Source organism: Azoarcus sp. DD4 (assembly GCF_006496635.1).
Lineage (GTDB): Bacteria > Pseudomonadota > Gammaproteobacteria > Burkholderiales > Rhodocyclaceae > Azoarcus.
Genome location: NZ_CP022958.1, coordinates 85,898 through 99,702, shown reverse-complemented (window position 1 = coordinate 99,702; position 13,805 = coordinate 85,898). Strand labels below are relative to the sequence as shown.

General features: G+C 67.7%; 16 protein-coding genes. 7 read left to right on the top strand and 9 right to left on the bottom strand.

From position 1 onward, the window contains the following. Positions 1-7: 7 nt before the first annotated feature. From CJ010_RS00460 to CJ010_RS00445, 4 genes are all read right to left on the bottom strand, one after another. Positions 8-415: a hypothetical protein gene (locus CJ010_RS00460; protein ID WP_141016207.1), complete on the bottom strand. Its 408-nt coding sequence runs from the start codon at positions 413-415 to the stop codon at positions 8-10. Between the two features lie 165 nt (positions 416-580). After that, positions 581-1,138, bottom strand: coding sequence for an elongation factor P (efp, locus tag CJ010_RS00455; protein ID WP_141016206.1), 558 nt, complete (start codon positions 1,136-1,138; stop codon positions 581-583). A 65-nt stretch (positions 1,139-1,203) separates the two neighbouring features. Then, a complete protein-coding gene (earP, locus tag CJ010_RS00450) occupies positions 1,204-2,373 on the bottom strand; it encodes an elongation factor P maturation arginine rhamnosyltransferase EarP (RefSeq protein WP_141016205.1) in 1,170 nt (389 codons plus the stop codon). A 285-nt stretch (positions 2,374-2,658) separates the two neighbouring features. Next, the gene (locus tag CJ010_RS00445; protein ID WP_141016204.1) at positions 2,659-3,405 is read right to left on the bottom strand and encodes a 16S rRNA pseudouridine(516) synthase; all 747 of its coding nucleotides are present in this window, start codon (positions 3,403-3,405) and stop codon (positions 2,659-2,661) included. Between the two features lie 83 nt (positions 3,406-3,488). Here CJ010_RS00445 and CJ010_RS00440 point away from each other — a divergent pair, with 83 nt between their 5' ends. The 3 genes from CJ010_RS00440 (at position 3,489) to CJ010_RS00430 (ending at position 6,257) form a co-directional block, all read left to right on the top strand. Further along, positions 3,489-3,959, top strand: coding sequence for an SRPBCC family protein (locus CJ010_RS00440; protein WP_141016203.1), 471 nt, complete (start codon positions 3,489-3,491; stop codon positions 3,957-3,959). A 67-nt stretch (positions 3,960-4,026) separates the two neighbouring features. Then, on the top strand, positions 4,027-5,001 hold the full coding sequence (locus tag CJ010_RS00435) for a recombination-associated protein RdgC (RefSeq protein ID WP_141016202.1): 975 nt from the start codon (positions 4,027-4,029) through the stop codon (positions 4,999-5,001). 305 nt (positions 5,002-5,306) lie between these two features. Further along, positions 5,307-6,257, top strand: a complete 951-nt coding sequence (locus CJ010_RS00430; RefSeq protein ID WP_240794467.1) for an alpha/beta hydrolase — start codon at positions 5,307-5,309, stop codon at positions 6,255-6,257. Here the strand turns inward: CJ010_RS00430 and CJ010_RS00425 are convergent, their stop codons facing one another. The 3 genes from CJ010_RS00425 to CJ010_RS00415 all read right to left on the bottom strand — a co-directional run bounded on the left by CJ010_RS00425 (position 6,258) and on the right by CJ010_RS00415 (position 9,746). After that, complete coding sequence (locus CJ010_RS00425) at positions 6,258-6,785, bottom strand: TIGR02281 family clan AA aspartic protease (RefSeq protein WP_141016201.1); 528 nt, start codon at positions 6,783-6,785, stop codon at positions 6,258-6,260. It lies immediately after the preceding gene. 10 nt (positions 6,786-6,795) lie between these two features. Further along, positions 6,796-8,418, bottom strand: a complete 1,623-nt coding sequence (locus CJ010_RS00420) for a peptide chain release factor 3 (protein WP_205754861.1) — start codon at positions 8,416-8,418, stop codon at positions 6,796-6,798. 116 nt (positions 8,419-8,534) lie between these two features. Further along, positions 8,535-9,746: an MFS transporter gene (locus CJ010_RS00415; RefSeq protein WP_141016200.1), complete on the bottom strand. Its 1,212-nt coding sequence runs from the start codon at positions 9,744-9,746 to the stop codon at positions 8,535-8,537. 143 nt (positions 9,747-9,889) lie between these two features. Here CJ010_RS00415 and CJ010_RS00410 point away from each other — a divergent pair, with 143 nt between their 5' ends. Beyond that, a complete protein-coding gene (locus tag CJ010_RS00410; protein WP_141016199.1) occupies positions 9,890-10,141 on the top strand; it encodes a hypothetical protein in 252 nt (83 codons plus the stop codon). Between the two features lie 20 nt (positions 10,142-10,161). Here CJ010_RS00410 and CJ010_RS00405 read toward each other — a convergent pair whose 3' ends face one another. After that, complete coding sequence (locus CJ010_RS00405) at positions 10,162-10,542, bottom strand: group III truncated hemoglobin (RefSeq protein ID WP_141016198.1); 381 nt, start codon at positions 10,540-10,542, stop codon at positions 10,162-10,164. A 146-nt stretch (positions 10,543-10,688) separates the two neighbouring features. On the opposite strand from CJ010_RS00405, the gene CJ010_RS00400 reads away from it, so the two are divergent. After that, the gene (locus tag CJ010_RS00400) at positions 10,689-11,387 is read left to right on the top strand and encodes a 2'-5' RNA ligase family protein (RefSeq protein ID WP_141016197.1); all 699 of its coding nucleotides are present in this window, start codon (positions 10,689-10,691) and stop codon (positions 11,385-11,387) included. A gap of 10 nt (positions 11,388-11,397) precedes the next feature. Here CJ010_RS00400 and CJ010_RS00395 read toward each other — a convergent pair whose 3' ends face one another. Beyond that, positions 11,398-12,012: a PolC-type DNA polymerase III gene (locus CJ010_RS00395; RefSeq protein WP_141016196.1), complete on the bottom strand. Its 615-nt coding sequence runs from the start codon at positions 12,010-12,012 to the stop codon at positions 11,398-11,400. A gap of 132 nt (positions 12,013-12,144) precedes the next feature. Between CJ010_RS00395 and CJ010_RS00390 the strand changes: the two genes are divergently transcribed. Further along, positions 12,145-13,263 (top strand): enoyl-CoA hydratase/isomerase family protein, encoded by a 1,119-nt coding sequence (locus CJ010_RS00390; protein WP_141016195.1) that lies wholly within the window; start codon positions 12,145-12,147, stop codon positions 13,261-13,263. Positions 13,264-13,267: 4 nt separating this feature from the next. Further along, entirely contained in the window at positions 13,268-13,792 is a 525-nt protein-coding gene (locus CJ010_RS00385; RefSeq protein WP_141016194.1) for a DUF2946 family protein, read from the top strand. Positions 13,793-13,805 lie beyond the last annotated feature (13 nt).

Genomic DNA, 13,805 nt, shown 5'->3' with positions numbered 1-13,805 from the left:
CGAAGCTTCAGTTGCCGGCGCCCTCGGGCCCCTTGTTACGTACCGACTCGACCGCATCCTTGCCGACTTCCTTCAGCTTCTGCGCCGCCTCGCGCGTGGCGTCGGCAATGCGGCGGGCGGCGAGTTCGGCGGCTTCCTGGGCATCGCGCGCACCCTCGCCGGTCGCCTCCGTGAGTTCGCCGAGCTTCTCGCTGCCGCTGTCGGTGCCGGCACGGGTGCTTTCCTCGACTGCTTCCAGCGCAGCCTTGCCGGCCTCGCCCGCTTTCTGCACCGCCACGCCGGCCTTGTCGAGCGCTTCCTTGGCTGCTGCCGCTGCTTCGGCGGCGGAACGCTCGGCCTTCTCGGCGGATGTCTCGGCCCCACAGCCGGCGACAGCAAGGGTCAGGGCAGCCAGTGCGACCAGCACGGGTTTCATCGAAAGGGCTCCGGTGGGAAAGGAAAGGCGATGCGGCATGGGGTTTGGGCAGGGATCGTGAAGGTGGGACTTCGGACCTTTGAACACGCCGTACGGATCCCGCCAGCAACAATCGGAAAACAAAGGGGCCCGCATGGGGCCCCCTGGCTTGCGAACGCGCGCGACTTACTTGACGCGGTTCTTGTACTCGTCGGTACGGGTGTCGATTTCGATCTTGTCGCCGATTTCCACGAAGGCCGGCACCGGCAGCTCGAAACCGGTGGTGATCTTGGCCGGCTTCATGACCTTGCCGGAGGTGTCGCCCTTGACTGCGGGTTCGGTGTAGACCACTTCGCGCACCACGGTGGTCGGCAGTTCGACCGAGATCGCCTTGCCGTTGTAGAACACCACTTCGCACTGCAGGCCGTCTTCAAGGTACTTGAGCGCGTCGGTCATGTTATCGGCTTCGACCTCGAACTGCTCGTAGTCGGCGTCCATGAACACGTACATCGGATCGGCGAAGTAGGAGTAGGTCACTTCCTTGCGATCGAGCTGCACGACTTCGAACTTGTCGTCGGCCTTGTACACCGATTCGGACGGCGCGCCGGTGAGCAGGTTCTTGAGCTTCATCTTCACGACCGCAGCGTTGCGGCCGGACTTGTTGTATTCGGCCTTCTGGACCACCAGCGGGTCGCTGCCGACCATGATGACGTTGCCGGAGCGGAGTTCCTGTGCGGTTTTCATGCTGTTTCCTGAACGGGAGGGTGCGACCGAAGGCCGCTGGTCCACAAAAATTTAAGCGCGCGATTCTACCGCTTAACGGCGCGGATGTGGTTGCAGAATTGCGTCAGGCGCATCACGAGATCGTCCTGCGCAGCGAGGCGTCCGCACCAGTCGCGGGCATGGGCAGCAAGCGCCGGCAGCACGGCAGCGAAATCCGGCCAGGCCGCGGCGATCCCGCCAGCGCCGTTCCAGGCCGACCAGAAACGGCGCAATGCCGCGGCCGCCGGCGCTTCCAGTCCTGCGCACCAGCGCGCGACGAAGGCATCGAGCTTGTCGACATGGGCGTCGCCGTCCTGCAGGTAGATCTGCCAGACGAAAGGGTGAGCCGCCCACTGCGCCCGCACGAAGGAATCCTCGCCGCGCACGAAGTTGAGATCGCAGGCCCACAGCAGGCGGTCGTAGCCGGCCTGGTCGGTGAAGGGCAGCACCGCGAGCGCGAGCTGCCCGCGTTGCAGTCGCGCGCCCGGCGCCAGCCCATCCATCCCGACCGCGGCGGCCAGGTCGCCCAGCACCCGGCCCTCCGGCACCAGCAGCAACACCGGCCGTTCGCCCTGCGCCCAGGCCGCCACCAGTTCGGCCAGCGCCGGCTGCTCGTAGGCGAACAGCGACACCACCAGGGTGTCGGGCGACGGCAGCGCCATACCCTGAGCGGCGAACCAGGCCGCGCGGCCATCGCCTGCGCGGAAGGCGTCGCGCTCGGCCAGCAGGCCGGTTTCGCGTATCAGGCCGCCGGTATCGGCATCGAAGCCGGGGAAGAAGAAGTGCTTCACCAGCGGCAATGCCGGATGGGGCGAGGCCAGCCGGTGACAGCCGGCCACCCAACCCTCGGCCGACAGGTATTCGAGGTTGATCCACACCGGCGCCAGCGGCTGCGCCGCCATCGCCCGCAGGTGCACGTCCGGCAGGTCGCAGGCGAAGGCTTCGATCACCACCGCCGCCGGTTCGACTTCAGGAAGGGGATCCGTCCATCGCCGGACTTCTATCCCGCCGCGGCAGACCTCGCCGTCCGCGCCGGCGAGGTCCGGACAGAGGCGGGCGAAGGCCGCCCAGTCGTCCACCCACAGCCTCACCGAAAAGCCTGCCCCGGCGGCCAGCGCGCGGGCAAGTCGCCAGCAGACGCCGATATCCCCATAGTTATCCACAACCTTGCAGAAGATCTCCCAATCGGGACGGGAAACGGCGGCGGCGGGCTTCATTGACGTGGGCAAGTCAGGGGACGAAACGGGGAAAGGATGTGGACAAAAGGGAAAAACACCAACCGATGAAAAAGCATGGACATTCCATGCACAGCTGTCGACCGGGTTTATCAACCTGTTTATCAGACACTGAATCCTGCGCGAGCACAGGGCTCATCCGGCTTATCCACAGATTTCGGGGCACTGTTTACTTCTTTGTTTCTTTAATTATTAAAAAAACTAAAAAACAAAACCCTCAACAGCCGCAGCCCCAAATCACATCCGGCGAGGCAGGACTTCAACTCTTCAACTGCCCTCGGGCGGAAAATCGGCCAGCCGCGCAAGGTCCTCGGCTTCGAGCCAGCGCCATTCGCCCGACGCCAGTGCCGGATCCAACGCCAGGCCACCGACACGGCTGCGATGCAGCGCCTCGACGCGATTGCCGGCAGCCGCGACCATGCGCTTCACCTGGTGGTACTTGCCTTCGCAGATGGTGAGATCCAGAGTGTGACTGCCGGTGGCCACGCAGGCGGCTGCCGCGATGGGTTCAGGTTCGTCGTGCAATTCCACCCCGGCGAGCAAGGCGGCGATGAGTTCGGCGCTGGCCGCATGCTTGAGCGTCACCTCATAGACCTTGGGCGTGCGCTTCTTGCCCGAGCTCCACTGGTGGATGAACTGGCCGTCGTCCGACAGCAGCAGTAGGCCTGTGGTGTCCTGGTCGAGCCGGCCTATGCACTGCACGCCGCGCGTCAGCATCTGCGGCGGCAGCAGGCGGAATATCGAGGGGTGGAAGGTCGGCTTGTGCGAACACTCGTAGCCGGCCGGCTTGTGCAGCATCAGGTAGGCCTGCGCACGGAACCGCCAGGGCTGGCCGTCGACGCTGAATTCGAGACCGGGGCGGCCGTCGGTGCTGCCCGGGTCGAATTCGGCCGCGGGATTTTCGCAAGGGACGCCGGCAACGCTGATGTAGCCGGCACGGATGAGGGCACGGCATTCCTTGCGGCTGCCGAATCCCTGAGCGTGGAGAAGTCGTTCGATCTGCATGGCCGGCATGGTATCCCGGATGGCGGACGGGGCGCTGCGGACGGATCGCCGCTCGGGGTAAACTGCGGGCCCGACTGGCAAGGGAGACGCCTTTGAGATTCGAACACCTGGTCGAGGTCAACGACCTCGCCGACCCCAACGCCAACCTGCTGACGCGCGAGGAACTCTGGTTCGGCCTGCTGTGCCGCGCCGAGGACGCCCGCCCCTTCCTGCCCGGCCTGGAAGCCTGCCGCATCATCGAGCGCACCGACACCGAGCTGGTGCGCGACCTGCATTTCGGCCAGGCGGTGATCCGCGACCGCGTGCGCTTCCGCGAACTCGAGTGGATCAGCTTCGAATCGGAAGCGACCGCCGAACATGCCGGCGGCAGTCTGACGATACGCATCGAGGAACCGCAGGCCGGCGCCCTCTTCCTGCGTTTCGTCTACACCACCAGCCTGTCCGAAACGACCGGCAGCGAGGACGCCACCTATGCCGACATCGTGCGTTCGGCCTACCATCAGTCCGATCTGGACACCCTCAAGGTCATCCGCATGATCGCCGAATCCGGGCGTCTGCAATAAGCCTTTCCATCCCTGCGCCCGTGGCCCAGGCCGCGGGCGCTTTTCGTTCACCTCAGGAAAAAACATCATGTGGTTCAAGAATCTGCAGATCTATCGCGTTCCCGCCGGCTGGGACATTGGCCTCGAACGGCTGGAGGAGCAACTGGCGAAGAAGCGTTTCCAGCCCTGCGGCAGCCAGGATATGGAGAGCCGTGGCTGGGTCTCGCCCACCGCTGACGACGTCCTGGTGCACCAGGTCGGCGGCCAGTGGCTGATCGCGCTCGGTGTCGAGGCCAAGCTGCTGCCCTCGTCGGTGGTCAAGGAGGTCGCCGACGAGCGCGCCGAGGAAATCGCCGAGCAGCAGGGCTACAAGCTCGGCCGCAAGCAGCTGAAGGATCTGCGCGAGCAGATCCAGCAGGAGCTGCTGCCGCGCGCCTTCAGCCGCCGTCGTCGCGTCCATGCCTGGATCGACCCGGTGGGCGGCTGGCTGGTGGTCGATGCCTCCAGCCCGGCCCGCGCCGAAGACGTGCTCGAATTCCTGCGCCAGACGCTGGACAGTTTCCCGCTGGCCATCCTGCGCACCGAACGTTCGCCGACCTCGGCGATGGCCGACTGGCTGGCCGGCGGCGAAGCGCCGGCCGGTTTCACCATCGACCAGGATTGCGAACTGCGCTCGGTCACCGAGGAAAAGGCGGCGGTGCGCTACGTGCGCCACACCCTCGAGGGCGACGAGGTCAAGGGCCATCTGGAAGCCGGCAAGCTGCCGACGCGGCTGGCGATGACCTTCGACGACCGCGTCAGCTTCATGCTGACCGAAAAGCTGGAGATCAAGCGGCTGGACTTCCTCGACGTCGTGCGCGACCAGATCGACGGTCAGGGCGAGGACGCGATCGCGGTCTTCAACGCGGAATTTGCGCTGATGACCGGCGAACTGCAGAAGCTGTTGCCGGCCGTGGTCGAGGCACTGGGGGGCGAGCAGGCAGTACCGGAAGTGGCACCGGCGATGACCGCCTTCGCGGCAACACCGGCTGCTGCCCTTGCTGCAGACGATCCCCCTTTCTGACGGCCGGGGGCGCTGCAGTCTGGCTGCGGCGCCCTGCTTTTGGGTGTACACAAGTTTTATAAAAGTAAACAATCATAAAGATCATGTACGGCCCGTTTCTGTGGACAAGTCGATTTTTTCCTTTTCTGTCAGCGTATTGGACGTCCTGAAAGTCGGTGTACAAAGCGCAGGGAAAGCCGGGACGGATTGTTGATGAAATTCGGTCGGTGGATGACGGGACGAGTTGTCCACAGTTCGTCCCTCGGCCTGGCCACAGCTTTTCAACCGGGTGAAAAGCTGTTTTTCAGCACATGAGGAAGGGGCGAATGAAGCCTGCGGGAAGATCCTGGCGCCGCCTGCGATGCGGCACGGTGCTGGTCGGCATGGGGCTGGCCGGCTTGTCGCCGCCGGCCGCGGTGGCCGGTCCGCTGCTCGACAGGCTGATGGAAGCCCGCACGGCCGCGGATCAGGGTGGCGGAGCCGGTGCGATGCCTGCCCTCCCGGCGGGGGTACGCCTGTTGCGCGAACTGCCCTATGGCGAAGACGCACGTCAGCGCATGGATGTCTATCTGCCGCCGGGGCTGGGTTCGGGCCGGGCGCCGCTGCTGGTCATGGTGCATGGTGGCGGCTGGCGGGTCGGCGACAAGGCGATGTCGGCCGTGGTGGCGAACAAGCTCGCTCACTGGCTGCCGCGCGGCTACATCCTGGTGTCGGTCAACTACCGGCTGTTGCCTGCCACGGCGCCGCTGGAGCAGGCGCGCGACCTTGCCGCGGCGCTGGCCCGGGCGCAGGCGCTGGCACCGTCCTGGGGCGGAGATCCGGCAGCTGTCGTGCTGATGGGTCATTCCGCTGGAGCCCATCTGGTGGCGCTGCTGGCGGCGGATCCGGCCTTCGCCCGCGACGCCGGTGCGCAGCCCTGGCTGGGCACGATCGCGCTCGACAGCGCGGCGCTGGACCTGCCGGGCATCATGGAGGCGCCGCACCCGTCCTTGTACGACCGCGCATTCGGGCAGGACCCGGCAGCGTGGCGGGCGGTTTCGCCCTATCACCGGGTTGCCGGGACGACGCGGCCGTTGCTGCTGGTGTGTTCCAGCCGGCGCGCGCTGGCGTGCGCACAGGCCGACCGCTTCGCCAGCCGGGTCGGCAGCCTGGGCGGGCGTGCGGAGGTATTGCGGCAGCCGCTGTCGCACGGCGAGATCAACCGTCGATTGGGCGAGCCCGGGGCCTATACCGCGGCGGTGGAGGCCTTCATCGCCACGCTGCGGCGCGGCGGCTGATCAGGGCGCTGGCGCGCGCAGGACGAGGGTGTCGCCGCGCTGGGTGAATTCGAGGTGCTTGAGCACGCTCATGCCGAGCAGGATCTGGTCGTCGTGGTCCATGCCGGGGTTGAGATGGCCGCGCACCTGGCGGGCGAGGAAGGGCCCGAGGCCGAGTTCGTCTATCACCGTCAGCCGCACGGTGACGCTGCCGTTGGCGGTGGAGACCTGCGCCGGCGTGCCGGCGCGCAAGCCGAGTTCGGCGCCGAGCCGGGCGGGTACCGACACCTGGGTGGCGCCGGTGTCGAGCAGGAAGGTGACGGGCTGGCCGTTGATGGTGCCCGGCGCCACGTAATGGCCGGCGCGGTTGCGCTTGAGCACCAGCTCGGTGGCCGAGCCGGGCGTGGCGACAAGGCCGCGGTTGGGATTGTTGCGGCGTTCCAGCTGGCCTTCGAAGAACAGCCACAGCACGCCGAGCAGCGCCAGCGCCGCCAGCCAGGCCATGATGCGGCCCATGCGGTGGGTGGCGGCGTGCTCGGGGGCGTTCATGCGGGCAGGGTCAGCCGATCACCTGGCCGTGCTCGCGGGTGGCGTGAAAGCCCACCTTGGGCCATTTTTCCATCGTCACCGCCAGGTTGTAGCGGCTGCTGGCGAGGTAGACCACGTTGCCATCGACGTCCTTGCCCAGGCGCAGGGCCTGTTCGCGCTCGAAGTTGCGGCGGGTGAGTTCATCGGGGAAGGTCAGCCAGCGCGCGGTGTGGATGTCGGCCGATTCGAAGATGGCATCGACCTTGTACTCGTCCTTGAGGCGCTGGGCGACGACCTCGAACTGCAGCTGGCCGACCGCGCCGAGCAGCATTTGCCCGCCTTCCTGCTCGAACACCTGGATCGCGCCTTCCTCGCCCAACTCCTGCAAACCCTTCTGCAACTGCTTGGATTTGAGCGGGTCGCGCAGACGCGCAGCGCGGAACATTTCCGGCGAGAAGTAGGGAATGCCCTTGAAGCCGAGCACTTCGCCCTCGGTCAGGGTGTCGCCGATCTGCAGCTGACCGTGGTTGTGGATGCCGATGATGTCGCCGGCGACGCCGTCTTCCTTCAGCACCCGCTCATTGGCCATGAAGGTGAGCGCATTGGCCAGCTTCATGTCGCGGCCGGCGCGCACGTGCTTGACCTTCATGCCCGAGCTGTAGCGGCCGGAGCAGATGCGGAAGAAGGCGATGCGGTCGCGGTGCTTCGGGTCCATGTTGGCCTGGATCTTGAACACGAAACCGGTGAAGGCGGGCTCGGCGGGCTGCACCATGCGGCTGCCGGCGTCGCGCGGCTGCGGCGGCGGCGCCCAGTCGATCAGCGCCTGCAGGATCTCCTGCACGCCGAAGTTGTTGATACCGGAACCGAAGAACACCGGGCTCTGCTTGCCGGCGAGGAATTCGTCGAGGTCGAAGGGCGGCGAGGCGTCGTTGAGCAGGGCGACGTCGTCGCGCACCTGGCCGATTTCCATTGGGTAGCGGGCGTCGAGTTCGGGGTTCCCGATGCCGGACAGCACTTCGGCGTCGGTGCGGCGTTCCTCACCGGGGGTGAAGGTCAGCACCTGGTCCTGCAGCAGGTGATAGACGCCGCGGAAAGCCTTGCCCATGCCGATCGGCCAGGTGACCGGGGCGCAGCTGATCTTGAGCACGTCCTCGATCTCGGCGAGCAGCTCGAAGGGTTCGCGCACCTCGCGGTCCATCTTGTTCACGAAGGTGATGATGGGCGTGTTGCGCAGGCGGCAGACCTCGAGCAGCTTGATGGTCTGGGCTTCCACGCCCTTGGCGGCGTCGATCACCATCACCGCCGCGTCCACCGCGGTGAGCACGCGGTAGGTGTCTTCGGAGAAGTCCTCGTGGCCCGGGGTGTCGAGCAGGTTGATGGTGTGGCCCTGGTACTCGAACTGCATCACCGAACTGGTAACCGAGATGCCGCGCTGCTTTTCGACTTCCATCCAGTCGGAGGTGGCATGGCGGGCGGATTTGCGTGCCTTCACCGTGCCGGCGAGCTGGATTGCGCCGCCGAACAGCAGCAGCTTTTCGGTCAGCGTGGTCTTGCCGGCGTCGGGGTGGGAAATGATGGCGAAGGTACGGCGTTTGTCGACGTCGCGCAGGAGTTCGGGCGGAAAGGGCGTGGAGGACAAGGGAAGAACGGCCATGAACGGGGTTGTGGAGAGGCGGCCGCTCCACACCGGGAGCGGCCGCCGAATGGCCGGATTCTACCAAGCAATCAGGTGCTTCCGTTTCTTTCCCTGGTCGATGTGCGGGGCCGGCTTCAGGCCGCGGCAGGGGCGGTGCCGACCGGCGCCTCGCGGATGGGCAGGTTGACCACCGCGGCGGCGGCGGCGAGCGCGATGTCGGCGTACCACATCCATGTGTAGTCGCCCCGCACCGTGATGGCGATGCCGCCCAGCCAGGCGCCGAGGAAGCCGCCGATCTGGTGGCTCAGGAGGGTGAGGCCGAACAGGGTGCCGAGGTAGCGCACGCCGAACAGCTTGCCGACGATGGCGGCGGTGGGCGGCACCGTGGCCAGCCAGGTGAAACCCAGTCCGGCGGCGAACAGATAGAAGGTGAGCGCGGTCTTGGGCGCCATCAGGTAGAGCGCCACCAGCACCGCACGCGAGGCGTACATCCAGAACAGGATGTGCTTGCTGCGGTAACGCGCGACGCAGCTGCCGGCGTAGATGCTGCCGGCGATGTTGGCCAGGCCGATGATGGCGAGCGACCAGCTGGCCACGTCGGGCGGCAGGCCGCACAGCGCCACTTCGCCCGGCAGGTGGGTGACCAGGAAGGCGATGTGGAAGCCGCAAGTGAAGAAGCCCAGATGCAGCAGAAAGTAGCTGCGGTCGCCAGCGGCGCGGCGCAGCATCTGCGGCAGCCCGCCGTCGGTGGCTGCATGGTGGCGATGGCTGCCGGGCGGCACCAGCTTCTTCACCAGCGGCAGCGCCGCCAGGGTGAGCAGCGCCAGCCCCCACATCGCCCCCATCCAGCCCACGCCCTGGATCAGCTTCTGGGTGATGGGCGCGAACACGAACTGGCCGAAGGAGCCGCCGGCATTGACCACGCCGGATGCCGCACCGCGCGCTTCCAGCGGCAGGCGCTGGGCGGCGGCGCCGATCAGCACCGAGAAGCTGCCGGCGCCCGAGCCGATGGCCGACAGCAGGCCGAGCGTGAAGATCAGCCCCAGGCTGCTGTCCATGAAGGGGGTGAGCGCGGTGCCGAGCGCCAGCAGCACGATGCCGCCGACCAGCACCGGTGCCGGACCCCAGCGGTCGGCCACCGCGCCGGCCACCGGTTGCACCGCACCCCAGGCGAACTGCGCGATCGCCAGCGCGAAGCTGATCGAGGCGATGCCGAGGCCGGTGGCTGTGTTGAGCGGCGACACGAAGAGGCCGGTGGATTGGCGCACGCCCATCGTCACCATCAGGATGCCGGCGGCCGACAGTGTGATGAGCCACAGTCCGGGTTGGTTCAGGGCACGCAGCATGGTTTTCGGCTCGGCGGGTTGGATGGGGATAAATGATGATGATCGTAATTTATGTTGTCAATGCATGACGTTCCGGCCGGCCGATTCGCTAGACTGCGCGCTTGTCGCGGCGCCAGCGCCGATCACCGTTCGTGGAAAGTCCGATGCCCAAAGCCACCCCGACCCTGCGCCAGCGCAAGATCTTCGCCCTTACCCGCATCCTCGGCGGCTTCGTCGCCGCGCTCTATCTCGGCTACGTGGTGCTGGCCAACCTCGCCGCCGGCCTGCCCTTCGACCGCACGCTGGTGTTCACTGCGCTGGTGGCGGTCGCCGGCTTCGCCTACGCGGCCTGGTATCTGCGCGACCTGCAGGCGGTGGCGCGGGACGAGCGCGCCGCGGCGGGCAAGAAGGACTGAGTCACCGTCGCCGGTCTGCCTCAGCCGGGCGTACGCGGGCTCGGCGGGTCGAGCGCGAACAGCCCGGCGCGAAAGCTCTCGGCCATGAATTCGGCGCGGCCGATGGCGGCGCGCGCCGCATCTTCCGGCAGGGTCTCGTTGGCAGCCTCGCGGAACAGCTCCAACCACTGGCCGAAATGTTCGCGCTTGATCGGCAGGTTCATGTGCACCGGAAAGGCGTGGCCCTTGTAGCGATTGGTGTGCAGCAGGCTGTTGGACCAGAAGTCGGCAACGATGCCGAGGTGGTGGTCCCAGTCGCTCACCGCGGCGTTGAACAGCGGCCCCAGGCTGGGGTGCTGGCGGGCGCGGCCGTAGAAGGTGTGCACCAGGTTGACGATGTGTTGTTCGGTCAGCTCGGTCATGGCGGAGTCCTTATTGCGATGCAGCATATTAACCCTGTCACGGACAATGGGATTCGCCATGTGCTTGGTCGCGGGCCCCGACCTTAAGATGCGGCCATGATTCCAGCCTGCTTCACATCTTGCCCCTGCTGGCCGCGGGGGCGTCGATGACGGCGCGTGCGCACTTCGCCGGCGCCGCTCACACCCTGCGCAACCTGCGACAGGACTTCGTCGAATGGCACGACGGCCGTCCGCGCTATGCGCTGTGGGCGGTGGATGTGGACATTCCGGCGGTGGCGCAGCGGGTGGCCGCGGCCGACCGTCATCTTGGCGGGCTGTTACTGGACGGCTACCGTCGCCAGCCGCATGTGACGCTGGGCTTGTGCGGCTTTCCGCAGGCGCAGCCGCGGCGGCGCGACGACTACGGCCCGGCCGCGCTGGCTGCCCAGCTCGCCGGTCTGCGCCGTGTCTGCTGTGCGCCGTTCGAGATCGCCATTGGCGGTCTGTCCAGCTTCACCTCGGCGCCCTTCCTGAGCGTGGCGGACATCGACGGCGGCATCGCGCGGCTGCGCCACGGCCTGGCGGTCGCCGACATCAACCGGCCGGACGGCGCCTACACGCCGCATATCACCGTCGGTCTCTATGCCGGCAGCTGGCCAGCCGCGGATGTGTTGCGGCGGCTCGAGGCCTTTGCCGAGGTCGAGGCGCTGAAGCTGCGCATAGCGCGCATCAGCCTGATGAGCTACTGCGCCCGCGACATCGGCGGGCCGCTGACGGTCGCGGCGGATTTCGAGCTGGGCGAGGGCCGCCTGCGCTTGCGCGATGCGGCGGCCTTCGGCGCCGACTTCTTCACCGCGGTTGTCTAGCCGGCGGCTTTCAGGCGGCCTGGCGGTGGCGGGCGATGCAGGTGTCGAGCGCACTGCGCGCGGTTTTCTGGATCTTCAGCAGCAGTTCGTGATCGACCGCGGCGAGCGCGTAGCGTTGGCGCAGCTCGGCGCCGATGCGCAGGAACAGGTTGGCGGTGGCTTCGGCGTCGGCCAGCGCGCGGTGGTAGCGGCCGGTGGCCGGCAGGCGCAGGGTGCTGACCAGGGTGCCGAGCCTGTGGTTGGGCGCGTCGGGGAAGAGGCGGCGGGCGAGCAGCAGCGAGCAGACGAAATCGGCCTCGCGGCAGCGGCCCAGACGGGCGAGTTCGGCATCCCAGAACTTGCGGTCGAAGGCGGCGTTGTGCGCCACCAGCGGATGCGGTCCGACGAAGTCCGCCGCTTCCGCCATCACCCGCGCCACCGGCGGCGCGGCGCGCACCATGGCATTGGTGATGCCGGTCAGCGCCTGGATCTCGTAGGGCACGAAGGCGCCGGCGTTCATCAGGCTCTGGTAGCGGTCCACGACCGCGCCGTCCTTGACCAGCACCACCGCGATCTCGGTCGGACGGGCACCGTGTTCCGGCGCCATGCCGGTGGTTTCGAAGTCGATGACGGCGTAGGTGTTCAAGCTGGTTTCCGGTTGAGGATGGGGGCGGCGCGGCCGCGCCAGGGCGAACGATAGCGCGTTATCGGTGCACCGCGCAGCGGCTCTGGGCGACAATGCGGCATCCCCGAGAACGAGAAAACGGAATCCGTCACGATGAGTGTCGCCGTCCTGTTGCGCGAAATCCCCACCGCCTGCGGCCGTCGCTTCGGCCATGCGACGCTGAACGCGGAGCGCTCGCTCAACGCGCTGTCGCTGCCGATGATAGATCTGCTGGCGCCCCGGCTCGACGCCTGGGCGGTCGATCCGGACATCGTGGGCGTGCTGCTCGATGGTGCCGGCGACAAGGCCTTCTGTGCCGGCGGCGACGTCGCCGCATTGTGGCGCGCGATCAAGGCGGCGCCGGCCGGCACCGTGGCGCCGGAAGCGGAAGCCTTCTTCGAGCGCGAATACCGGCTGGATTACCGCATCCACACCTATCCCAAACCCATCCTGTGCTGGGGCCACGGCATCGTCATGGGCGGCGGCGTCGGCCTGCTGGCGGGTGCTTCGCACCGGGTGGCGACGCTGCAGACGCGGCTGGCGATGCCGGAAGTCACCATCGGTCTCTACCCGGATGTCGGCGGCAGCTGGTTCCTGCCGCGCGTGCCCGGCCATGGCGGCCTCTTCCTGGCGCTGACCGGGGCGCCGCTCAATGCCGCCGACACGCGCTTCGCCGGGCTGGCGGACTTCGTGCTCGACCATGCCGCCAAGGCAGGTGTGATCGCCGCGCTCGGCGCCACCCGCTGGGGCGACGGCGCCGACGCCAACCGCCTTCGCCTCGACCATCTGCTGGGCGAGTTCGCGTTGCGCGAGGGGCTGCCGACGTCGCCCCTGCGCAGCCATTTCGACCGCATCGAGGCGCTGGTCGGGCGCGGCAGCCTGGCCGAGATCGCCGCGCGCATCGCGGCGCTCGCCGACGATGCCGATCCCTGGCTGGCCGCGGCCGCCACCACCTTCGTGCGCGGTGCGCCGGGTTCGGCGGCGATCTCGCATGCGCTGTGGCAGCGCGCCCGCCACCTGTCGCTGGCCGAGGTGTTCCGGCTGGAGTACGTCGTGTCGGTGGCCGGCACTCACCACGCCGATTTCATCGAGGGCGTGCGTGCGCTGCTGATCGACAAGGATCGTTCGCCGCGCTGGGCGCATGAGAACGTCGCGGCGGTGGCCGCAGATTACGTCGCCGATCATTTCCGGGCACGTTTCGACGGCGCCCATCCACTTGCCGACCTGGCCTGAGACCATGACGACCTCCGATATCCTGCCGCCCTGGCCCCAGGTGCCCGCCTGCTACGGCTGGCTGTCGCTCGATCGGCGCGGCGGCTGGCGGCTGAGGGGCGAGCCGGTGGAGCACGGCGGCCTGCTTGCCTTCCTCAACCACAACTACCGCAGCGACGGCGGTGACTGGTTCGTGCAGAACGGGCCGCAGCGCGTTTTCGTCAGTCTGGCCTACACGCCGCTGGTGCTGCGGCTGCAGACCGACGGCCGCATCACCACCCATACCGGTGCCGACGCCGGCGCCGCGCGGACGGTGCATGTGGACGACGAGGGCAATGTGCTGGTGCTGACCGAGGCCGGCATCGGCCTGGTGGACGACCGCGACCTGCCCGATTTCATCGGTGAATGCCGGCTGGCCGATGGCGAGCCGGCGGAGGTCGAGGCGGTGCTGGCCGGCGAGGGGGTGAGCTGGCGTGGCCTGCCGCTGCGGGCGATCGCGCGCGCCGAGGTTGCCGGCCACTACCGCTTCCGGCCCGATCCCCAGGCCTGAGCGGCCGGTGCCG